This window comes from Pseudomonas sp. p50(2008) (assembly GCF_015351605.1).
GTDB lineage: Bacteria > Pseudomonadota > Gammaproteobacteria > Pseudomonadales > Pseudomonadaceae > Aquipseudomonas.
Genome location: NZ_JACMYF010000002.1, coordinates 1 through 21,308 on the forward strand (window position 1 = coordinate 1; position 21,308 = coordinate 21,308).

The following is a 21,308-nucleotide window of genomic DNA, read 5'->3' on the forward strand; positions in this document are numbered from 1 at the left end:
CACTTGCGCTTTCGATCTCTCGTTAGCGGGAGGCGAATTCTACAGCGTTACTCGCTGCTGTCAACACCTCTTTTTCAACTCCTTTCGCGCTTCGATGACCTGAAGCAACTCACTGCCGAAAACCGCGTAACTCTTTGTTTACCAAGGAGTTTTCCGTTTCGACTGCGCCGGAAGTGGGGCGAATTATAGACATCCTGAATCTGCCGTCAAGCACTGATTTTGCTTTTCCTTCAATAACTTATGAAAAGGGCCAAAAACGTGTAGTGCGCACTATATAGAGAGAGACCCAATCACTCCCTCTATATAGAAGGAATGCTCAGAGCACCCCAGCTTGTTTGAAATTCGCTACCGCATCTGCATCCAGCCCCAACACACGCTGCAGAACCTCCAGCGTGTGTTCACCCAATAGTGGAGGCGCATTACGGTACTCCACAGGCGTCTCCGAAAGCCGAATAGGGCTCGCCACCTGCGGAACCATCCCTGCCAGGACGTGAGGCAACTCAATCGCCAAACCACGAGCCTTGACCTGAGGATCGGCAAACATCTGCGCCAGATCATTGATCGGCCCACAGGGCACACCCGCTTGCTCCAGCTGCAATACCCACTCCGCAGTAGTCTTGAACACCGTTGCCTGACGGATGAGCGGGATCAACTCCAGACGATTCGCCACCCGCAGCTTGTTGGTCGCAAACCGCGGATCATCAGCCCACTGCGGTTGACCAGCCACTTCAGCGAACTTGCGAAACTGCCCGTCATTTCCCACCGTGAGGATGAAATCCCCATCTGCCGTAGGAAAGTCCTGATAGGGGACGATGTTCGGATGCGCATTGCCCAGCCGCTTTGGCGCATTTCCGGTAGTGAGGTAGTTCATCGCCTGGTTGGCCAGACATGCCACCTGGACATCCAGCAGCGCCATATCAATATGTTGCCCCCCGCCGTCATGATCTCGATGCGCAAGCGCCGCGAGAACCGCCACAGTCGAATAGAGCCCGGTCAAAATATCGGTCAGCGCCACGCCAACCTTCACCGGGCCTGCGCCCTCATCCCCCTCAGGTCGACCGGTCAGACTCATCAGACCGCCCAACCCCTGGATCATGAAGTCATACCCTGCGCGCTTGGCGTAAGGCCCCGTCTGACCAAACCCGGTGATCGAGCAATAGATCAGATCAGGATTGATCGCCCTGAGCGACTCATAGTCCAATCCATACGCCGCCAACCCCCCGACTTTGAAATTCTCAATTAGGATGTCCGACTTGGCCGCCAGATCACGCACCAGTTGCTGCCCCTCCGGCCGAGTGAAATCGATGGTGACCGATTGCTTGTTCCGGTTGGCCGACAGGTAATACGCTGCCTCGCTGGTGTTCTCACCATAGGCGTCTTTCAGGAACGGAGGTCCCCAGGCGCGCGTGTCATCGCCATTGCCCGGACGCTCGACCTTGATCACTTCAGCGCCAAGGTCCGCCAGAATCTGCCCGGCCCACGGCCCAGCCAACACTCGCGACAAATCCAGTACCCGTAGATGCGAAAGCGCGCCCATGGTCGTTCTCCTATTAATAGAACGCCTGGAGGCCGGTCTGCGCGCGACCAAGGATCAGCGCGTGGACGTCGTGAGTACCTTCATAGGTATTCACCACTTCCAGATTGACCAGGTGACGAGCAACCCCAAACTCATCGGAAATGCCGTTACCGCCCAACATGTCACGGGCCATACGGGCGATGTCCAATGACTTGCCGCAGGAGTTACGCTTCATCATCGACGTGATCTCAACCGCCGCAGTCCCCTCATCCTTCATACGACCCAGACGCAGGCAACCTTGCAGCGCCAGAGTGATTTCGGTCTGCATGTCGGCCAGCTTCTTCTGGATCAGCTGAGTAGCCGCCAAAGGACGCCCGAACTGCTGACGATCCAGCGTGTATTGGCGAGCGGTGTGCCAGCAGAACTCGGCCGCACCCAGCGCACCCCAGGAAATCCCGTAACGTGCCGAGTTGAGGCAAGTAAAAGGACCCTTCAGGCCACGGACATCCGGGAAGATGTTCTCTTCTGGAACAAACACGTTGTCCATGACGATCTCGCCGGTGATCGACGCGCGCAGGCCAACCTTGCCGTGAATCGCTGGAGCGCTAAGGCCTTTCCAGCCTTTCTCCAGAACGAAGCCACGGATGTCGCCTGCATCGTCCTTGCCCCAGACTACGAACACATCAGCAATCGGGCTGTTGGTGATCCACATTTTGTTGCCAGTCAGGCTATAGCCGCCTTCTACCTTACGTGCGCGAGTAATCATCGCGCCTGGATCGGAGCCGTGGTTCGGCTCGGTCAGGCCGAAGCAACCAATCCACTCACCCGTAGCCAGTTTCGGCAGGTACTTCTGTTTCTGGGCTTCAGTACCGAATTCATTGATGGGCACCATCACCAGCGAAGACTGCACGCTCATCATCGAACGGTAGCCAGAGTCGACCCGCTCAACTTCACGAGCGATGAGGCCGTAGCTGACGTAATTCAAACCACTGCCACCATACTGCTCAGGGATCGTGGCACCCAATAGACCCACTTCGCCCATCTCGCGGAAGATCATCGGATCGGTCTTCTCATGGCGGAAAGCTTCCAGGACTCGCGGTGCGAGCTTCTGCTGAGCGAACTGCTCGGCAGTGTCGCGAATCATGCGTTCTTCTTCAGTGAGTTGTTGATCCAGCAGCAGGGGATCAATCCAGTTGAAGCTAGCTTTACCGGCCATGAGCGTGTCCTCTCGAATCGGGTCAAATAACGTGAGCTGATCCTAGGCCCGCTTCGGCTTCTCGGCAAACGAGGATTTCGCATACTGTTGTGCTAATTTATCACTCCGTAACGTCGCTAAAGAGCCTTTATGCGATGTATTAGTGAGGTCGAAGTACATGCGCCGTAAAATCCCTAGCACAACCGCCCTGGTCAGCTTTGAAGCGGCAGCGCGCCACGAAAGCTTTACCAAAGCCGCACAAGAGTTATCGCTTACTCAAGGAGCCATTTGCCGACAGATCGCCAGCCTGGAGGAGTTCCTTAGCGTCGAATTATTCCGACGCTCACGGCGCGGAGTGAAACTGACAGAAGCCGGACTCTCCTACAGTCGAAGGGTCGCGACCCAACTCGATGCAGTTGAGCGAGACACCCTGTCAGTGATGGGCCAACAAGGCGCTAACGTGATCGAACTGGCCGTTGTGCCGACGTTCGGCACCCAATGGTTGCTGCCTCGACTCAAAGACTTCCAACAACAACACCCCGAGGTGACGGTAAACCTTACAAACCGCACAAGGCCCTTCTTGTTCGCCGATACGGACTTCGATGCCGCGATTTACTTCGGCGACGCCGATTGGTCAGGTACAGAATCCCACAGGCTAATGGGCGAAAATCCGATGCCAGTCTGCAGCCCTGGCCTGCTGCAGAAAAAGACCCTGCTGACACCCGGTGAAATTGCCGAGTTACCGCTGCTTCAGCAAACCACACGACCTTATGCCTGGCGTCAGTGGTTCAGCTCACAGAACCTTAATATCCCCAGAGACATGACAGGACCTCGCTACGAGCTATTCTCCATGCTTGCCCAGGCGGCGATGCATGACATGGGTATCGCGCTGATCCCGCCATTCCTGATTCAGCGCGAACTGGCAGAGAAACGACTGGTTATTGCGAACCCTCAGGCCTTATCGAGTATCAAGGCGTATTACCTGATGATTCCTGAGCGAAAGGTCGAATCCGCGTCTTTAAGGGCTTTTCGCGACTGGCTAGTTAATCAAGCACACGGCTACAGCCTAGACGGATGAAGGCTTCACACGCTTAATTGACTTCGTAGTCAGAAAAATTGAAACCCTACAGATGTATCTATCTGTCGCATATTCGTAAACTGTATCTGGAAGCAGTACAGATGTCCCACAAGCAGCTACCACCGTGGTGTTCAGCCTGTTTTCAAGCGCAATGGCGCCTCATTCATATGGCCGATGTGGAATTTATTGAATTTCATTAAAAACCTCACCAAACCCACGGTATGCAAGGGATTCCCTCGGATGGTTGCGACATTCGGTCACGGGGTGACTTGTAGTTAATTTTCCGTCACGGATCATATTCTCTTGAAGGGCACAAAGTTCACCTGCAAAATGCCGCGCCCCGCCCTGATTTGGCGGGATCGTGCTGATCGGCCGCCCCAGCCGCACCATCCGAAGTGCCTGGGTTTACTCAATAAGATCACGCAGGAGATTTGACGTGCACATTGGTGTTCCTCTCGAAACCCAGACGGGTGAAACACGGGTTGCTGCTACCCCGGAAACCATCAAGAAGCTGATCGGCCAAGGTCATAAGGTCACTGTACAAAGCGGCGCCGGCATCCAGGCCAGCGTTGTCGACAGTGCCTATGAGGCGGCTGGCGCAACTATTGGCAGCGCCAACGATGCTTTTGGTGCCGAGCTGATTCTCAAGGTGGTCGCTCCTAGCGACAGCGAACTCGCTCTGATCAAGAGCGGCACCGTTGTGGTGGGCATGCTTAACCCGTTCAGCAATGAAACCATTGCGAAGCTGGCCGAGTGCGGCATTACCGCATTTGCACTGGAAGCCGCGCCACGCACCTCCCGCGCTCAGAGCCTGGATGTGCTGTCCTCCCAGGCAAACATCGCCGGCTATAAAGCCGTGTTGCTGGCCGCTCACCACTATCCACGTTTCATGCCTATGTTGATGACCGCTGCGGGCACCGTGAAAGCCGCGCGCGTACTGATCCTTGGCGCCGGCGTGGCAGGGTTGCAGGCGATCGCTACAGCGAAACGTCTTGGGGCGGTGATCGAAGCGTCTGATGTGCGTCCTGCGGTAAAAGAGCAGATCGAATCCCTCGGCGCCAAGTTCGTCGACGTGCCTTACGAGACCGATGAAGAGCGCGAATGCGCTGTCGGTGTCGGCGGTTATGCCCGACCCATGCCAGCCAGCTGGATGCAACGCCAAGCCCTGGCCGTTCACGAACGAGCCAAACAGGCTGACATTGTCATCACCACCGCCCTGATCCCGGGCCGCAAGGCGCCGACGCTGCTGAGCGCGGAAACCGTAGCGCAGATGAAACCCGGCTCCGTGGTCATCGACCTCGCCGCAGCCCAGGGCGGTAACTGCCCGCTGACCGTCGCTGACCAGGTCGTCGTCGAAAATGGCGTGACCATTTGCGGCCCGACCAACCTGGCCGGCGCCGTGGCTGCAGATGCTTCGGCGCTGTACGCACGCAACCTGCTGGACTTCCTGAAGCTGGTCTTCAACAAAGAAAGCCAGTTCGAGATCAACCTCGAAGACGACATCGTCGCCGCGTGCCTCATGTGCCGCGACGGCCAAGTCATCCGCAAAAACGCCTAAGCAGGGATTCAGACGATGGAAGAGCTTATCTCCCCCGGTATCTACAACCTGATCATCTTCGTGCTGGCGATTTATGTCGGTTATCACGTGGTCTGGAACGTTACACCTGCATTGCATACACCTTTGATGGCAGTGACGAACGCTATCTCGGCGATCGTGATCGTCGGCGCCATGCTCGCCGCTGCGCTGACCGTGACACCTCTGGGCAAGACCATGGGCACCCTTGCGGTTGCTCTGGCGGCAGTGAACGTGTTCGGTGGTTTCCTGGTCACTCGCAGAATGCTTGAGATGTTCAAGAAAAAAGCCCCGAAAGTAAAAGAAGAGGCGCCTAAGTAATGAGCATGAACCTTGTAACGACGCTCTACCTGATCGCGTCGATCTGCTTCATCCAGGCTCTCAAAGGCCTGTCGCACCCGACCACGTCGCGGCGCGGCAACCTGTACGGCATGCTCGGCATGGCGCTGGCGATCCTCACGACTGTTGGCCTCATCTATAAGCTGGGCGCCGAACTGGCCACCGCCGGCATCGGCTACGTCATCGTTGGTTTGTTGGTCGGCGGCACTGCTGGCTCGATAATGGCCAAGCGTGTTGAAATGACCAAGATGCCGGAACTGGTCGCGTTCATGCACAGCATGATCGGTATGGCCGCCGTGTTTATCGCCATCGCGGCCGTGGTCGAACCGCAGTCGTTGGGCATCGTCAAGCAATTGGGCGATGCAATCCCTGCCGGTAACCGTCTTGAGCTGTTCCTGGGTGCTGCCATCGGTGCAATCACCTTCTCCGGCTCGGTCATCGCATTCGGCAAGCTGTCAGGCAAGTACAAGTTCCGTCTGTTCCAAGGCGCACCGGTACAGTTTGGCGGACAGCACAAACTGAATCTGGTGTTGGGTTTAGCGACGCTCGCTCTGGGCATCACCTTTATGCTGACCGGCAACCTGGGTGCCTTCGCACTGATGCTGGCCCTGGCGTTCGTACTGGGCGTGCTGATCATCATCCCGATTGGCGGCGCAGACATGCCAGTAGTGGTGTCGATGCTCAACAGCTACTCCGGTTGGGCAGCAGCAGGTATTGGCTTCTCGCTGAACAACTCGATGCTGATCATCGCCGGCTCACTGGTGGGTTCGTCCGGCGCGATCCTCTCGTACATCATGTGCAAGGCAATGAACCGGTCGTTCTTCAACGTATTGTTGGGTGGTTTCGGCAACACGGCGGAAGCAGGTCCTGCAGGCGCTAAAGAAGCCCGCCCGGTGAAATCCGGCTCGGCTGACGATGCAACTTTCCTGCTGACCAACGCCGACACCGTGATCATCGTTCCGGGTTACGGCCTGGCCGTGGCACGGGCGCAGCATGCGCTGAAGGAACTGACCGAGAAGCTGACCCACCGTGGTGTGACCGTGAAGTACGCGATCCACCCGGTTGCCGGCCGGATGCCTGGCCATATGAACGTATTGCTCGCCGAGGCGGAAGTGCCTTACGACCAGGTGTTCGAGATGGAAGACATCAACTCCGAGTTCGGCCAGGCCGACGTGGTACTGGTGTTGGGCGCGAACGACGTGGTCAACCCGGCCGCGAAGAACGACCCGAAATCGCCGATTGCCGGCATGCCGATTCTCGAGGCTTTCAAGGCCAAGACCATCATCGTCAACAAGCGTTCGATGGCTAGCGGCTATGCCGGTCTGGACAACGAATTGTTCTACCTCGACAAAACCATGATGGTGTTCGGCGACGCCAAGAAAGTCATCGAAGACATGGTTAAAGCCGTCGAGTAAAACCTGCTCTAGCGCAATACCCCAAACCTCAGCCTTTAGTAGGCTGGGGTTTTTTATTGCCCGTCAAAACCCGACCAAAGGCTCTAAATCAGGGCTCTGCATTCGACCATGGTAGCGGGACGAATTTTTTCGAAATCACTAGACTGCACACCTTGCTTCCGTTGCCCGAGATAACAATCCATGTACCGTGATCGTATTCGCTTGCCTTCGTTGTTGGATAAGGTGATGAGCGCCGCTGAGGCTGCCGCTCTGATTGAGGACGGCATGACCGTCGGCATGAGCGGCTTCACCCGCGCCGGCGAAGCCAAAGCCGTGCCCCACGCGCTGGCAGAACGCGCCAAAATCACCCCGCTGAAAATCACCTTGATGACCGGCGCCAGCCTGGGCAACGACCTTGATAAACAGCTCACCGAAGCCGGCGTACTGTCGCGGCGCATGCCCTTTCAGGTCGATAGCACGCTGCGCAAGGCAATTAATGCCGGCGAGGTGATGTTCATTGACCAACACCTTTCGGAAACCGTGGAGCAACTGCGTAACCAGCAACTGAAATTGCCGGACATTGCAGTGATCGAGGCTGTGGCGATTACCGAGCAAGGCCACATCGTGCCAACCACCTCAGTGGGCAACTCGGCCAGCTTTGCCATTTTTGCAAAGCAGGTCATTGTCGAAATCAACATGGCGCACAACCCTAACCTTGAGCGTTTACACGACATCTACATCCCGACGTACCGGCCGACACGCACGCCAATTCCGCTGGTAAAAGTCGATGATCGCATTGGCAGCACGGCCATCCCGATCCCGCCTGAAAAAATCGTCGCGATCGTGATCACCAATCAATCCGACTCGCCGTCCACCGTCCTGCCGCCGGACGTTGACACCCAGGCCATTGCCGATCACCTGATCGACTTTTTCAAAGCAGAAGTGGCCGCCGGACGCATGACGAACAAGCTCGGCCCGTTGCAGGCTGGCATCGGCACCATTGCCAACTCGGTGATGTGCGGCCTGATCGATTCGCCGTTCGAAGACCTGACGATGTACTCCGAAGTGCTGCAAGACTCGACCTTCGATTTGATCGATGCCGGCAAGCTGAGCTTTGCTTCAGGTAGCTCGATCACCTTGTCGGCGCGTCGTAACAGCGATGTCTTCGGCAACCTCGAGCGCTACAAGGACAAACTGGTCCTGCGCCCGCAGGAAATCTCCAACCACCCTGAAGTCGTGCGACGCCTCGGAATCATCGGCGTCAACACGGCGCTGGAATTCGACTTGTATGGCAACGTCAATTCCACACACGTCTGCGGCACGCGGATGATGAACGGCATTGGTGGCTCGGGCGACTTTGCGCGTAACGCGCATCTGGCGATTTTCGTGACCAAGTCGATTGCCAAGGGGGGTGCAATCTCCAGCGTGGTGCCAATGGTCAGCCATGTGGACCATACCGAGCACGATGTTGACATCCTTGTCACCGAGATCGGCCTGGCGGATCTGCGGGGCCTGGCACCGCGGGAACGAGCGCGCGTCATCATCGACAACTGCGTGCACCCGGACTATCGCCAGGCGCTGGATGACTACTTCACCGCGGCCTGTGCGCTCGGCGGGCACACCCCGCATATCCTGCGTGAAGCCCTGAGCTGGCACATGAACCTGGAAGAAACCGGGAGAATGCTGGCGGTGTGATTGGTACAGATTGCGGCTGGCGCACACACAGTTTCGCCAGCCCGCAATCTGAACTCGCCAATAATGAAAAAACTGTACTGCTGTACTGGTCTTTTTCGCGCCTTTCCCTTCTCCAAAATACTCTAAAACACTAAAAGTGCACTGTTTTGATGCGCACAGGTACAGTTGCATCAATTTAGACCAGTACACCCTCCATTAACAGTTAACTGGTACCTCACAATACAAGTGAACTGTATCTAGAGAGACTAGCCAAACAAGAGGATCATTGGCATCAGTTAAACCACTACCTAATCCCGCCACAAGCGGAAGGATGTCAACCATGGAACGTACACTCAGTTCCGAACTGTTCTTCGAAGATACCGCTGCAAAAACCCAGGCTTCGATGCCTCTTCGCGTTATCGCCAACCTGATGTTGTGGCAGCGCCGCATCTCCAGCCGCCACCAATTGGCTCGTCTGGATTCGCGTCTGCTGGCTGACGCCGGGATTAGCGAAGCACAACGCTACGAAGAGCTGAGCAAGCCGTTCTGGCGCTAAGTAGCGTCGCTGGCTCTGACCTGTAGGGTCCACCGCCAGCAACCCGAATTGAACAAACAAGACCCGTCGTGGGAAACCACGACGGGTTTTGTCGTTTCAGGGCTGCTAAAAGAGATACCAGTACAGTTTTAATGAACCATATTTTAATAGGTACAATTTTTACATTGACCGAAGTCTGAGATCTCTTGATCCGTTCTAAACCTCGATTCACAGCTTTCTACAGCGCTTTCACGTCGTTTACTTGGTAATTTGCTGTTCGAATCCATCCGCCGAGGCCTAATATCCTATGGAACGTGGCGAATGAAGCAAAACTGACGTCCGATCCAACAAGCCACCTCTTAATCGGTTCATTTAAAGGAGTTACACCATGTCCCGTCTTCGTCTGCTCAGCGCTGCAGCCCTGCTCGCCGTGGCTGCCAATTCCCACGCCACCAGCTTCATCGTGACCACCGATGCCGTCGTTGGCGCACTGAAATCCAGTTCCGATGCGACTTCCGATGTCACCTCATCCTTTCGCGACGACAAGATCGTACGTGCTGCCCGTGATGACGCCGCCAGCTTTGTCGCCAGCGAAGGCTCCATTCGTGGTGTGAAACTGGAAAGTGCTCTGGATCACATTCGCCATCAGGCACCGCAACTGAACGCAACCGATGCACAGCTGGCCCAGGCCATCCTGACGATCTGAAAACAGCGTTGATTGGGACACGCAGGTCGTGTCCCAATGTTTCAACACTGGCTCTAGAACAGGCATTGCGCTAGCCTTCGGACTCGCTTTCAACTATCGAGTCTCATGCGTTTTCCTCTAAAACTGTTGGTCACACCCCTCTTCCTTTCGGTTTGCTGGTCTTGCCCGGCCGTTGCTTTCGACGCCTTCAATCTTTCTACCCAAGGCATCGTGGCTACCGGCTATGCCACAAGCATGGTGACCTCCGCCCCCTTCGACCGTAAGCTACTGCTCGCTGCGCACGATGATGCTGCTGCGTTCATCGCCAGTGACGGTGCATGGCGAGGCGCGCAGCTTGAATCAGCGCTGGTTTATTTGCGTCAAAGCCGGCCAAAACTTCATGCAAGCGACCTTGAACTGGCGCAAGCAATTCTCGTCCAATAGTTATCTTTGTTATTCCGGAGTCGTTCCATGCGTAACCCGCTGATTGCCGCCACCCTTGGCCTGTTGTTGTTGGCCGATGTGGCCCAGGCGCAAACCCTGGTTGCCACCAGTAACATCATCATCCGTGCCAGCCAGCGCACGCTTGATTTCACTTCCGATACCACCACCTCCATTCGCGATTCGAAAATCGTCCGCGAAGCTCATGATGATGCGGCCAGTTTCGTCGCGAGTAATGGAGACATTCGTGGTGCTCACCTGGAAGCGGCCTTCAATACCTTGCGCACCCGAGTGCCGGAAGCTCGCGACGCCAGTGATCAGGTGCTCGCTGAAGCCATCCTCGCACTGTGAGGTCCCTAGGCGCCTGGCTGCTGGCCGGGGTTGTGTTGCTGCTCGGCAACACGGCCCAGGCCGATCTGCAATTACGACTCAAGACCGAAGGTCTTAGCCCGGCGCAACAGCAGGCCAGTCAGGCATTGCTCGATGAAGCCATGCAGGCATTACCGCCGCGCTTCATTGAACAACTGGACCGACGCATTGACGTTGGCTGGACCGATGATATGCCGAGCAACGCCTACGGACAGGCGTCTCTGGTGTCCGAACTCGACCTGAATAGAAACCTGCTCGCCAGCCTCACCGATGGCAGCGCCGCGAGCAAAAAAACCTATCGCCCCCACGGCACCGTGCGCCGGGAAATGCTCGCCACGGTGCTGCACGAACTCACCCACATTTACGACCGTTCACGCCTGTGGCCAGACGCTGAACGCAAGATGATCCAGCGTTGCACGCAGCGCAACAGCAGCTCCGGACTGGTTGGCCTGCCGGATGAGTGCCGTGGCCAGACGGATCGACGCTTCACCATCAGCGACGACCGGCGCCTGCTCGACCTTGCAGGCTGGCAGCAATATGTGGGTCGCCGCGGTGAACGCGAGCAGCACAATCGGCAGATCGCCCGCAGCCCGGACATCTACGAAACGAGCAGTCCCAAAGAGTTCGTCGCGGTCAACATGGAGTATTTTCTCCTGGACCCGAGTTACGCCTGCCGTCGCCCCGCGCTGTATCGCTACTACAAAGAACACTTCGGCTGGGCACCGGCGGCAAAAGATACGTGCGCCAAGTCCTTCGCCTTCCTCAACGCTGGCAACGATTTCGCCAAGCAACCCTTGGGGCAAGTTGATCCAGAGCGTGTATACGCCGTCGACTACCTGCTGGCTGAAGCCAACCAGAATTGGGTCAGTCGCTGGGGTCACAGCATGTTGCGACTGGTGATCTGTGCCCCCGGTCGTCCCCGTGGCCCCGATTGCCGACTCGACCTGGACCAGCATCTGGTGCTGTCCTACCGCGCCTTTGTGGGCGACGTACAGCTCTCGAGCTGGGATGGCCTGGTAGGAAAATATCCGTCGCGCCTGTTTGTCTTGCCGCTGGCTCAGGTCATCGATGAATACACCAAGACCGAACTGCGCAGCCTGGCTTCGGTACCGCTGAACCTGTCTCGCACAGAGATCGAGGAAGTGGTGGAGCATGCCGCCGAGATGCACTGGAGTTATGACGGCAATTACTTCTTCCTGTCCAACAACTGCGCTGTGGAAGGCCTGAAGTTATTGCGCAGCGGCACCAATAACAAACAGCTCGTCGGCCTGGACAGCATCATGCCCAATGGCTTGCTGGAGGTCATGAAAGGCCGTGGGCTGGCGGACACCAGCGTCCTGGACGACCCCCGCGAAGCCCTTCGCCTGGGCTATCGCTTCGATTCTTTCCGCGATCGCTATCAAGCCATGTTCGAGGTGTTGAAAAAGCACTTGCCGATCAAGCAGGAGAAAGTCGAAGACTGGCTGGCACTCAAGGCCGATGAACGCCGGCAATGGATCGATCAGGCAGACCTGCGCACCAGTGCTGCATTGCTCTTACTGGAGCAGGCAGCGTTCCGACAGCAATTGGTGCTGGCTCAGGACGAGGTCAAGCAACGCTACCTCGGCGCGCGGGAAATGAAGAATGGCGGCATGGACAAAGCCAACGCTACTCTCCAACAGATTCTCGCCAACAGTGGCTTCCTCAGCCGTCCGGCCGAATTGCTCGGAACGGGCGGTTATGGATTGCCCCAGCCGAGTGAATGGCAGCGTCTGGAATCGGAAAGCAGCTTGCGGCAAAAGCAGCTTCAAGTACTGACCGGAGACCTCGACAAAGAAGTGAGAGCGCTGCTTGAACCAAGCCGTGCCGCCGAGATGGCTGCCAATGAAGCCAACCTAAAGCGAATCGGCGAACATCTACGCAAGCTGCACAAGGCAGCGGGTGGCCTGGAACTGCCTTAACGTTCGACAAATGGAAGACACCTGTAGCGAGGGAGCTTGTCGAATCGTCGAATCGTCCCGCCAGGCGGCGGAACCGTCGCCTTGCAGCCCCCGGTACCCTCAGACGTTTCGGCAGTTTCATCAATTGATCCTCACTGCACTTACAGCAAAAAGGGCTTCAGAACGTAGTCCTGAAGCCCTCAGTCTTGCTGATAAGTGCGTGCCGCGAGGCTAATTCCTCTGTATCAGGAACTCAACCTTCAGCTGACGCGAGCCTTGCGTACGCCTTCCGATAACGCAGCACAAAGACTCAATACACCATCAATCGCCTGGTCTGGCGTCGTTGCATTGGCAATGTGATCGATCAGCGCCGAACCCACTACAACACCGTCTGCCAGACGGGCGATAGACGCCGCTTGCTCGGGTGTACGGATACCAAAACCGATGCTGATGGGCAGATCGGTATGGCGACGCAGGCGAGCGACCGCCTCCTCAACGTGCTCCAGCGTAGCGGCGCCAGCACCGGTCACACCGGCAACAGACACATAGTAAACAAAGCCGGAACTGCCATTCAGAACAGTCGGCAGACGCACATCATCAGTGGTCGGAGTGGTCAGACGGATGAAGTCCAGACCCGCGGCCTGGGCCGGATCGCATAGTTCGCCGTTATGCTCTGGCGGCAGGTCCACAACGATCAAACCATCAACGCCGGCCTCTTTCGCGTCAGCAATGAAACGCGACACCCCGTACATGTGAATCGGATTGAAGTAACCCATCAGCACCAACGGCGTCTCGGTGTTGCCCTCACGAAACTCGCGAACCATTTGAAGGGTTTTCACGAGGTTCTGCTTGGCACCCAGCGCACGGATGTTGGCGAGCTGGATGGCCGGACCATCGGCCATCGGATCGGTAAAAGGCATGCCCAACTCAATCACATCGGCACCAGCACCCGGCAGGCCCTTGAGGATCGCCAGTGAAGTGTCATAGCTCGGGTCACCTGCGGTCACAAAGGTCACCAAGGCGGCACGATTTTGTTCCTTGAGTTCGGCAAAACGCGTTTGCAGGCGGCTCATCAGTGTTTCTCCTGCTGGGACGGCTTTTGTTGGGATTTCTCCATGTGGTGCATCACGGTCTGCATGTCCTTGTCACCGCGACCGGACAGGTTGACCACCATCAGGTGATCTTTCGGCAAGCTCGGTGCACGCTTGAACACTTCGGCCAGGGCATGTGCACTTTCCAGCGCTGGAATAATGCCTTCCAGGCGGCAGCATTTGTGGAATGCGTCGAGGGCTTCGTGGTCAGTCACCGAGGTGTACTGAACGCGACCGATGTCGTGCAACCAGGCGTGTTCAGGCCCGATGCCCGGGTAATCGAGGCCGGCGGAAATCGAGTGAGCATCGATGATCTGTCCATCGTCGTCCTGCAACAGGAACGTCCGATTCCCGTGTAACACGCCCGGTACGCCACCGTTCAGGCTGGCGGCGTGCTTGCCGGTTTCAATACCGTAGCCCGCTGCTTCAACACCGATGATTTCGACACTTTTATCGTCAAGGAACGGGTGAAACAGGCCCATCGCGTTGGAGCCACCGCCGATGCAGGCGACCAGGCTGTCTGGCAGACGACCTTCCTGGGCTTGCAACTGGTCACGGGTTTCCTTGCCGATGACGGCCTGGAAATCACGAACCATCGCGGGATAAGGGTGTGGACCGGCAACCGTACCGATCAGGTAGAACGTGCTGTCGACGTTGGTTACCCAGTCGCGCAACGCTTCGTTCATGGCATCTTTCAACGTGCCGGTGCCGGCGACGACCGGGATCACTTCAGCGCCCAGCAACTTCATGCGGAATACGTTGGCCTGCTGACGCTCGATGTCAGTGGTGCCCATATAAATCACGCAATCCAGACCGAAACGCGCTGCCACCGTGGCGGTCGCCACGCCGTGCATGCCGGCACCGGTCTCGGCGATGATGCGCTTCTTGCCCATGCGTCGAGCCAGCAGGATCTGGCCGATGCAGTTGTTAATCTTGTGCGCGCCGGTGTGGTTCAGCTCTTCGCGTTTCAAATAAATCTTCGCACCGCCGCAATACTCGGTCAGACGCTCTGCGTAATAGAGCGGGCTTGGACGTCCAACGTAATCGCGCTGGAAGTAGGCCAATTCCTCTTTGAACGCCGGATCTTCCTTGGCCACTTCGTATTCACGGGCCAGGTCGAGGATCAACGGCATCAGGGTTTCAGCCACGTAGCGGCCGCCGAAGGCGCCAAACAGGCCGCTGGCATCAGGGCCGTTTCGCAGATTGGTCTGGGTCATGGGTCGCTCCAGTTGAATTCGTGTGATGACAATGAGGCTTACTCTACCCCTGACGCTCTATGCTGAAAACCGATAAGATCGCCACAACCTGTCAGGAAAACTCACAGATAAAATGAGCCATGACCTCCCCCCGCTGAACGCACTTCGCGCCTTTGAGGCCACTGCCCGCTTGAACAGCGTCAGCCAGGCTGCGGAACAGCTGCACGTTACTCACGGTGCAGTCAGCCGCCAGCTCAAAGTACTCGAAGAACATTTGGGCGTCAGCCTGTTCATCAAGGAAGGCCGCGGCCTGAAACTCACAGATGCCGGCGTTCGTCTACGCGATGCCAGCGGTGAGGCCTTCGAGCGCCTGCGTACCGTCTGCGCGGAACTGACGCAAAGCCATGCAGATGCACCTTTCGTTCTGGGTTGCTCGGGAAGCCTGCTGGCGCGTTGGTTCATTCCACGGCTGGGACGGCTGAATGCCGATCTGCCTGATCTGCGTCTGCACTTGTCCGCAGGCGAAGGTGATCTCGATCCACGTCGCCCGGGACTGGATGCGTTGCTGGTATTTGCCGAACCACCCTGGCCCGCCGACATGCAGGTCTACGCCCTGGCCAGCGAACGAATCGGGCCGGTGATCAGCCCACGCTTCATCGGTTATGAAAGGTTGCAGCACGCACCCGCCAGCGCCCTGCTCAACGAACCTTTGCTGCACACCACCTCCAGACCGCAAGCGTGGCCGAGCTGGGCACACCAAAGTGACCTCGATGCCAAGTCATTGAAGTACGGGCAGGGTTTCGAGCATTTGTATTATTTGCTGGAGGCGGCGGTTGCCGGACTGGGGGTGGCGATTGCGCCCGAACCGTTGGTGGCAGAGGATTTGAAGGCCGGTCGCCTGGTTGCACCTTGGGGTTTCAAAGAAACCTCGGCGCAACTGGCGTTGTGGCTACCCAAGCGCGCCGCGGACGGGCGCGCAGGGCAATTGGCGCAGTGGCTCAAGAACGAGCTGCGCCAAGCGGATTAGTCACCGCGTTTGCACAGCAGGTAGGCGGCCAGCAGGCCCAGTGCACCCACGGCAACACCGGCTGTAGTCCAAGGGTGTTCCTGGGCGTAGTCCCGCGTAGCAATCCCGGTTTCACGGGTTTTGACTTTGACTTCTTCATAGGCATCGCTGAGCAAGTGACGCGAGTGTTTCAGCGCGTTTTCAGCGTTGCTTTTCAAGACTTTGAGGGTTTTGCGCGACTCGTCCGAGGCGTCGTCCTTCAGGCTTTCCAAAGACTTCAGCAGACTCTCGATCTCGGCTTCCATGCTTTGCAATGAGGCTTTACGTAAAGAGGTGTTGGCCATGGTGGCTCTCCTGCATTGGTGATGAGTGGCGTGTGTTGGTTGGGACTGCACCGGTTCGAGAAAGTGCAGTAAATCTGAACTTCCTTGTCGGTTTAGTCGACAGAAGTAAGAGCAAAAATCACTGCTAGTCTGTATTTCATACCCCAAGGAGATCGCTATGACTGACCACCACACCTATAAGAAAATCGAGCTGGTTGGCTCGTCCGCCAGCAGTATTGAAGACGCCATCAACAACGCGCTCGCCGAAGCCAGCAAGTCCATCAAGCATCTGGAATGGTTCGAAGTGACCGAAACCCGCGGCCACATCAAGGACGGCAAGGCCGCGCATTTTCAGGTAACACTCAAAGTCGGTTTCCGGATTGCCAGCAGCTGAGTTTGAGCTAGTCTTCTGAACTTGCGCGCTGGCCGCATGCCATAGGGAATGGCAAAGCGCTACATGAGTGCATCCGGCGAAAGCTGGATGCCCCTATTGATCCGACCAGGGAGTGCGACCGATGAAGAAGTTTATTTTAGCGGTGGGTTTATTGAGCCTTGCCGGCGCGGCGTTTGCTGATGGCAAGTCTTGCGAGGAATTGAAAGCCGAAATCGCTGCGAAGCTCGATGCCAAGGGCGTTTCCGGTTATTCACTTGAGATCGTTGATAAAGGCGCTGCCGCTGACGGAAAAATCGTCGGCACCTGTGAAAAGGGCAGCAAGGAAATTGTCTACAAACGATAAATCCCCCCACAAATAAAAAAGCCGACGCAGTGACGTCGGCTTTTTTATCAGCGTTTTCCAGGCTTCAGCCTTTCATGACCTGCGCCAGCAGCTCATACGAGCGCACACGATCGGCGTGTTCATACAGGTCGCAGGTGAAAATCAACTCGTCCGCCTGGGTCTGTTCAACGAGCACTTCCAGCTTGGCGCGGATTTTCTGCGGGCTGCCCACCATTGCCAGACCAAGGAAGTCGCCGACCGCTTCTTTTTCATGAGGCAACCACAGGCCGTCCATGGTTTTGACCGGCGGACGTTGCACCAGGCTCTGGCCACGCATCAACGCAAGAATCCGCTGATAAACCGACGTTGCCAGATAATCGGCTTGCTCATCGGTGTCGGCGGCCACCAACGGCACGCCCAGCATGACGTAAGGCTTATCCAGCACAGCTGAAGGCTTGAAGTGATTGCGGTAGACACGAATCGCCTCATGCATGAAGCGCGGTGCAAAATGCGAGGCGAACGCGTAAGGCAATCCACGCTCACCGGCCAATTGCGCACTGAACAGGCTCGACCCCAACAACCAGACGGGAACGTTGGTGCCCGTGCCAGGCATTGCGATGATCCGTTGATCCGGCGTACGCGGGCCGAGGTAGCGCATCAGTTCCGCCACATCTTCCGGGAACTCATCCGCACTGCCCGAACGCTCACGGCGCAGGGCGCGGGCAGTCATCTGGTCAGAACCGGGCGCACGTCCCAAGCCCAGGTCGATACGACCCGGATACAGGCTTTCGAGCGTCCCGAATTGCTCGGCAATCACCAACGGCGCGTGGTTAGGCAGCATCACGCCGCCGGAGCCAACGCGAATAGTCGACGTGCCGCCGGCCAAATAGCCCAGCAATACCGACGTCGCCGAGCTGGCGATACCGTCCATATTGTGGTGTTCAGCCACCCAGAAGCGGTTGTAGCCGAACTTCTCGACGTGTTGCGCCAGGTCCAGAGAATTGCGCAGCGACTGTGCCGCACTGCCATTTTCCCGAACAGGTACCAGATCCAGGGTCGAAAATTTGATGTCGGACAGTCGTTTCATAAACCTGCTTCTCCAAATGGGGTGCAGGTTTGTTCTCGTGAACGAAAACCTGCCGAATCTATAAGCGTGTTTCATGCAATGAGGGCATATACCCGAGTTTCAATAGCCACGAGGAAATTTCCTACGAAAATAGTAGGAGATATCAGATGGGGTGAACTTCTCACCCCGGTCTATCCTCAGAACCCTAGCAACCGAAAACCACGAAGGCGCGACGTTTCGCGCCGGATCTTGAGGAGGCAGACATGGCTATCACTAAGAAAGCATCGGCGCATTGGGAAGGTGACCTGAAAACCGGCATCGGCTCGATTTCCACCGAGACCGGTGTGCTCAGAGAAGCGCCTTACGGCTTCAAAGCGCGTTTCGAAGGCGGTAAAGGGACGAATCCGGAAGAACTGATCGGCGCCGCTCATGCGGGCTGTTTCTCCATGGCATTTTCGATGATCCTCGGCGATGCGGGCCTGAAGGCTGACAGCATCGATACCAATGCCGAAGTCACGCTGGATCAGGTTGAAGGCGGTTTCGCGATTACAGCGGTGAAATTGATCCTCAAAGCGAAAATCCCTGGTGCGACCCAGGCGCAGTTCGAGGAGCTGAGTAACAAGGCCAAAGAAGGCTGCCCGGTTTCCAAGGTGTTGAATGCGAAGATCAGCCTGGACGCCACGCTGGTCAGCTAAGTCGAGTTGTCGCAAAAAGATCGCCGCCAGCGTTGGCTCCCGCACGAAACACTGTTTCATGTAGAAGCTTCCGCTGGCGGCGATATTTTTTGCCTTGAAACAAAACTCGGCTTGTAAAAATGTGGTCGAATAAATGACAGCAGCTTTAGCGCATGACGTGCGCGTTGCCTGAAAAGGAGCTTCAACCATGAAACGTTTTGCCCTGGCGGTTATCTGCGGTGCACTGGCCACTTCGGCCTTGGCAGCACCCAAGGACTGCGAAGAACTCAAAAAAGAAATTGAGATCAAGATCCAGGCGAATGCCGTGCCCTCCTACACCCTGGAAATCGTGTCGAAAGAAGAAGCTGACAAGCATGATGTAGCCATGGTTGTGGGTACTTGCGACAACGGTACCAAAGCGATCATTTATCAGAAAAACAGCAATTGATCCTGCTTACATCACGCAGTTGACTTGCCGGTCTTCAGCAACGATCTCACGCTTGGCGTTGTAGAGCCTCGCGCTGGGGGTGAAGGCCAGATTTCGGGCTTCGAGCAAATAGCGCTGGCCCGCCTCGAAATGGTCGTAGTTGATGGTCAGATAGCACAACCGCTCGACCGGTCCGGTCATCAAGCTTCCGCCCCCGCCAAACACTTCGAAATCGAAACGCACTAACAGCTCGTGGCTGCCAGGAGCGACCTGAAAGTAACGCCCGTCCCGCAGTCGCTGGTTGTCCAGGCGTTCGGCCATGAGCAACTTGCCACCAGGGCTGGGGGTTGCGAAGTCGACCCAGGCCATCTGCGGATTGACGGCCGGCATGGGGCTCTGGCAGCCGGCAACCAGGCTTGCAGCAAGCAACAGCATCATCCTGCGCATGATGAATGTCCCAAGAATTAGACATTCAGCATAGCGCCGATCAGGTGCGCTGACAGCCCGCGGGTTTACCCTGACCAATCACTTTTCGCTGTTGATCATAGAGCTTCGCCCATGGTCGGAAGCCGATATTCCCTGCTTGCAGCTGATATTTCTCACCGGCGTTGAAGTCGTTGAATTTCACGTTCATCTGACAGTCACGCCATAAAGGTTCCGCGTCCGGGCCGATGTTGGTGGGTTGAACCGGGAATTGGTAACGCACCGTCAGCTCGTGACTGCCCGGCTGCACCTCGAAATAACGCTTGTCAGAAGATGCCTTGTCATCGACTTCCAGCGCTTGGAGCGCGGTGTCTTCTTGCTGTGGGTCGAGGTCGATCCAGGCTTGCGAAGGATCTTGTTGAGGTATTCCGAAACCAGCACAGCCTGTCAGCATCAACAGGCCTCCCGTCAGCATCAATTTGCGCATAGCGGAGCTCCAGTGAGGCGGGATAGTCTTGCGGGCAGACTTTCCAGGGATGATTTTATTTTGATCAGGCCGTCTTTGAGCCTTGGGTTACTTGATCGCGTTTTGCGCGTTTTGTTTCCGGGCGTGCTGCTTTTGTTGCTCAGCGGTTGCACCAGCGTCAGCTACTACAGCCAATTGGCCAGTGGTCAGCTCCAACTGCTGCGGGCACGTGAGCCGGTCCAAGAGGTCATTTCCGATCCTCGAAGGGACCCGAATTTGCGTGCTCGCCTGGTTCAATCGCAAGCCGCCCGAACATTTGCCAGCCAGCAACTGCACCTTCCCGATAACAAGAGCTACCGTCTGTACGCCGATATTGGTCGGCCGTTCGTAGTCTGGAACGTCTTCGCCACCCCCGAATTCTCCCTGTCGCCGCAAAACCATTGTTTCCCCATCGCCGGCTGCGTGGCCTATCGCGGTTATTACAGTCAGGGCGCTGCGCGTGGCGAGGCCGCGTTACAACGCCTGCAAGGTATGGACGTGTCGATCGGCGGCGTCGAGGCTTATTCGACGCTTGGCTGGTTCAACGATCCGATAATCAGTTCGATGATGAACTGGGGCGACGAGCGGCTGGCAACACTGATCTTCCACGAGCTCGCGCATCAACGCTTTTATGTGAAGGACGACACCGAGTTCAACGAGTCTTTCGCCACCTTCGTGGAACAGGAAGGCACCCGTCAATGGCGTGCAACTCGAGGCTTGGCGCCGGACAACACGGCAGCGATTCAACGGCGGGATCAGTTCATTCAACTGGTTCTGAATACCCGCACGAGGCTTGAGCAGCTATACGCCCTGCCGCTCTCTGCAGACCAGATGCGACAGCGCAAAGCGGCCGAATTCGAACGGTTGCGCAGTGATTACCGGAAAATGCGTGACGACCAATGGGCCGGGGACAAACGCTACGACGCCTGGATCAACGCGCCGATGAACAACGCCCGGTTGTTGCCATTCGGGTTGTATGACCAATGGGTCCCGGCTTTTGCGGCGCTGTATAAACAGATGAACGGGGATTGGACGAAGTTCTACGCGGCAGTGGAAAAGCTTGGCGCGCTGCCGGCTGACAAACGCAAAGCGGCGCTGAAGGCGTTGGCAGAATCATAAAAGTGTATTGCCAGAACAAACGGCATCGCGGGCAAGCCTTGCTC

24 protein-coding genes are annotated in these 21,308 nt (G+C 56.8%); 16 read left to right on the forward strand and 8 right to left on the reverse strand.

The window, feature by feature from the left end; translation table 11 throughout:
* Positions 1-316 precede the first annotated feature (316 nt).
* Together H7698_RS05065 and H7698_RS05070 are read right to left on the reverse strand one after the other, a co-directional pair.
* The gene (locus tag H7698_RS05065; RefSeq protein WP_162438939.1) at positions 317-1,537 is read right to left on the reverse strand and encodes a CaiB/BaiF CoA transferase family protein; all 1,221 of its coding nucleotides are present in this window, start codon (positions 1,535-1,537) and stop codon (positions 317-319) included.
* 13 nt (positions 1,538-1,550) lie between these two features.
* Positions 1,551-2,732 (reverse strand): acyl-CoA dehydrogenase, encoded by a 1,182-nt coding sequence (locus H7698_RS05070; RefSeq protein ID WP_162438938.1) that lies wholly within the window; start codon positions 2,730-2,732, stop codon positions 1,551-1,553.
* Positions 2,733-2,889: 157 nt separating this feature from the next.
* Here H7698_RS05070 and H7698_RS05075 point away from each other — a divergent pair, with 157 nt between their 5' ends.
* The 10 genes from H7698_RS05075 (at position 2,890) to H7698_RS05120 (ending at position 12,739) form a co-directional block, all read left to right on the forward strand.
* Positions 2,890-3,789 carry a LysR family transcriptional regulator gene (locus H7698_RS05075; RefSeq protein ID WP_194690787.1) on the forward strand — a complete coding sequence of 300 codons (900 nt, stop codon included), beginning with the start codon at positions 2,890-2,892 and terminating at the stop codon, positions 3,787-3,789.
* A 436-nt stretch (positions 3,790-4,225) separates the two neighbouring features.
* Positions 4,226-5,347, forward strand: a complete 1,122-nt coding sequence (locus H7698_RS05080) for a Re/Si-specific NAD(P)(+) transhydrogenase subunit alpha (protein WP_194690788.1) — start codon at positions 4,226-4,228, stop codon at positions 5,345-5,347.
* Between the two features lie 15 nt (positions 5,348-5,362).
* The gene (locus tag H7698_RS05085) at positions 5,363-5,683 is read left to right on the forward strand and encodes an NAD(P) transhydrogenase subunit alpha (protein WP_003187417.1); all 321 of its coding nucleotides are present in this window, start codon (positions 5,363-5,365) and stop codon (positions 5,681-5,683) included.
* A complete protein-coding gene (locus H7698_RS05090; RefSeq protein ID WP_162438935.1) occupies positions 5,683-7,116 on the forward strand; it encodes an NAD(P)(+) transhydrogenase (Re/Si-specific) subunit beta in 1,434 nt (477 codons plus the stop codon). Before H7698_RS05085 ends, H7698_RS05090 begins: the two co-directional genes overlap by 1 nt.
* A gap of 180 nt (positions 7,117-7,296) precedes the next feature.
* Positions 7,297-8,790, forward strand: coding sequence for an acetyl-CoA hydrolase/transferase family protein (locus H7698_RS05095; RefSeq protein WP_194690789.1), 1,494 nt, complete (start codon positions 7,297-7,299; stop codon positions 8,788-8,790).
* A gap of 319 nt (positions 8,791-9,109) precedes the next feature.
* Positions 9,110-9,325: a DUF1127 domain-containing protein gene (locus H7698_RS05100; protein ID WP_007902752.1), complete on the forward strand. Its 216-nt coding sequence runs from the start codon at positions 9,110-9,112 to the stop codon at positions 9,323-9,325.
* Positions 9,326-9,692: 367 nt separating this feature from the next.
* Positions 9,693-10,010, forward strand: a complete 318-nt coding sequence (locus H7698_RS05105; protein WP_162438933.1) for a DUF2388 domain-containing protein — start codon at positions 9,693-9,695, stop codon at positions 10,008-10,010.
* A 105-nt stretch (positions 10,011-10,115) separates the two neighbouring features.
* Positions 10,116-10,433 carry a DUF2388 domain-containing protein gene (locus H7698_RS05110; RefSeq protein WP_162438932.1) on the forward strand — a complete coding sequence of 106 codons (318 nt, stop codon included), beginning with the start codon at positions 10,116-10,118 and terminating at the stop codon, positions 10,431-10,433.
* Positions 10,434-10,460: 27 nt separating this feature from the next.
* Complete coding sequence (locus tag H7698_RS05115) at positions 10,461-10,781, forward strand: DUF2388 domain-containing protein (protein ID WP_162438931.1); 321 nt, start codon at positions 10,461-10,463, stop codon at positions 10,779-10,781.
* Positions 10,778-12,739, forward strand: coding sequence for a DUF7844 domain-containing protein (locus H7698_RS05120; protein ID WP_194690790.1), 1,962 nt, complete (start codon positions 10,778-10,780; stop codon positions 12,737-12,739). Before H7698_RS05115 ends, H7698_RS05120 begins: the two co-directional genes overlap by 4 nt.
* Positions 12,740-12,978: 239 nt before the next feature.
* Here H7698_RS05120 and trpA read toward each other — a convergent pair whose 3' ends face one another.
* Positions 12,979-13,791: a tryptophan synthase subunit alpha gene (trpA, locus tag H7698_RS05125; RefSeq protein ID WP_194690791.1), complete on the reverse strand. Its 813-nt coding sequence runs from the start codon at positions 13,789-13,791 to the stop codon at positions 12,979-12,981.
* A complete protein-coding gene (gene trpB / locus H7698_RS05130; protein WP_194690792.1) occupies positions 13,791-15,026 on the reverse strand; it encodes a tryptophan synthase subunit beta in 1,236 nt (411 codons plus the stop codon). The genes trpA and trpB overlap by 1 nt, the downstream gene beginning before the upstream one ends.
* Positions 15,027-15,138: 112 nt before the next feature.
* Here trpB and H7698_RS05135 point away from each other — a divergent pair, with 112 nt between their 5' ends.
* Positions 15,139-16,032, forward strand: coding sequence for a LysR family transcriptional regulator (locus tag H7698_RS05135; protein ID WP_162438927.1), 894 nt, complete (start codon positions 15,139-15,141; stop codon positions 16,030-16,032).
* Here the strand turns inward: H7698_RS05135 and H7698_RS05140 are convergent.
* A complete protein-coding gene (locus tag H7698_RS05140) occupies positions 16,029-16,355 on the reverse strand; it encodes a DUF883 family protein (protein ID WP_162438926.1) in 327 nt (108 codons plus the stop codon). The two genes, H7698_RS05135 and H7698_RS05140, sit on opposite strands and share 4 nt — an antisense overlap.
* A gap of 157 nt (positions 16,356-16,512) precedes the next feature.
* Between H7698_RS05140 and H7698_RS05145 the strand changes: the two genes are divergently transcribed.
* Positions 16,513-16,728 (forward strand): dodecin, encoded by a 216-nt coding sequence (locus H7698_RS05145; protein WP_162438925.1) that lies wholly within the window; start codon positions 16,513-16,515, stop codon positions 16,726-16,728.
* A gap of 121 nt (positions 16,729-16,849) precedes the next feature.
* Positions 16,850-17,071 (forward strand): DUF1161 domain-containing protein, encoded by a 222-nt coding sequence (locus tag H7698_RS05150; protein WP_162438924.1) that lies wholly within the window; start codon positions 16,850-16,852, stop codon positions 17,069-17,071.
* A 64-nt stretch (positions 17,072-17,135) separates the two neighbouring features.
* Here the strand turns inward: H7698_RS05150 and H7698_RS05155 are convergent, their stop codons facing one another.
* Positions 17,136-18,137 (reverse strand): LLM class flavin-dependent oxidoreductase, encoded by a 1,002-nt coding sequence (locus tag H7698_RS05155; RefSeq protein WP_162438923.1) that lies wholly within the window; start codon positions 18,135-18,137, stop codon positions 17,136-17,138.
* A gap of 242 nt (positions 18,138-18,379) precedes the next feature.
* On the opposite strand from H7698_RS05155, the gene H7698_RS05160 reads away from it, so the two are divergent.
* Together H7698_RS05160 and H7698_RS05165 are read left to right on the forward strand one after the other, a co-directional pair.
* Positions 18,380-18,811: an OsmC family protein gene (locus H7698_RS05160; protein WP_064675278.1), complete on the forward strand. Its 432-nt coding sequence runs from the start codon at positions 18,380-18,382 to the stop codon at positions 18,809-18,811.
* Positions 18,812-18,998: 187 nt separating this feature from the next.
* Positions 18,999-19,238, forward strand: coding sequence for a DUF1161 domain-containing protein (locus H7698_RS05165; protein ID WP_162438922.1), 240 nt, complete (start codon positions 18,999-19,001; stop codon positions 19,236-19,238).
* 6 nt (positions 19,239-19,244) lie between these two features.
* Here H7698_RS05165 and H7698_RS05170 read toward each other — a convergent pair whose 3' ends face one another.
* Positions 19,245-19,664, reverse strand: coding sequence for a PA0061/PA0062 family lipoprotein (locus tag H7698_RS05170; RefSeq protein WP_194690793.1), 420 nt, complete (start codon positions 19,662-19,664; stop codon positions 19,245-19,247).
* Positions 19,665-19,704: 40 nt separating this feature from the next.
* Positions 19,705-20,127, reverse strand: a complete 423-nt coding sequence (locus tag H7698_RS05175) for a PA0061/PA0062 family lipoprotein (RefSeq protein ID WP_162438920.1) — start codon at positions 20,125-20,127, stop codon at positions 19,705-19,707.
* A gap of 60 nt (positions 20,128-20,187) precedes the next feature.
* On the opposite strand from H7698_RS05175, the gene H7698_RS05180 reads away from it, so the two are divergent.
* Positions 20,188-21,264 carry an aminopeptidase gene (locus H7698_RS05180; protein WP_194690794.1) on the forward strand — a complete coding sequence of 359 codons (1,077 nt, stop codon included), beginning with the start codon at positions 20,188-20,190 and terminating at the stop codon, positions 21,262-21,264.
* Positions 21,265-21,308: the final 44 nt, after the last annotated feature.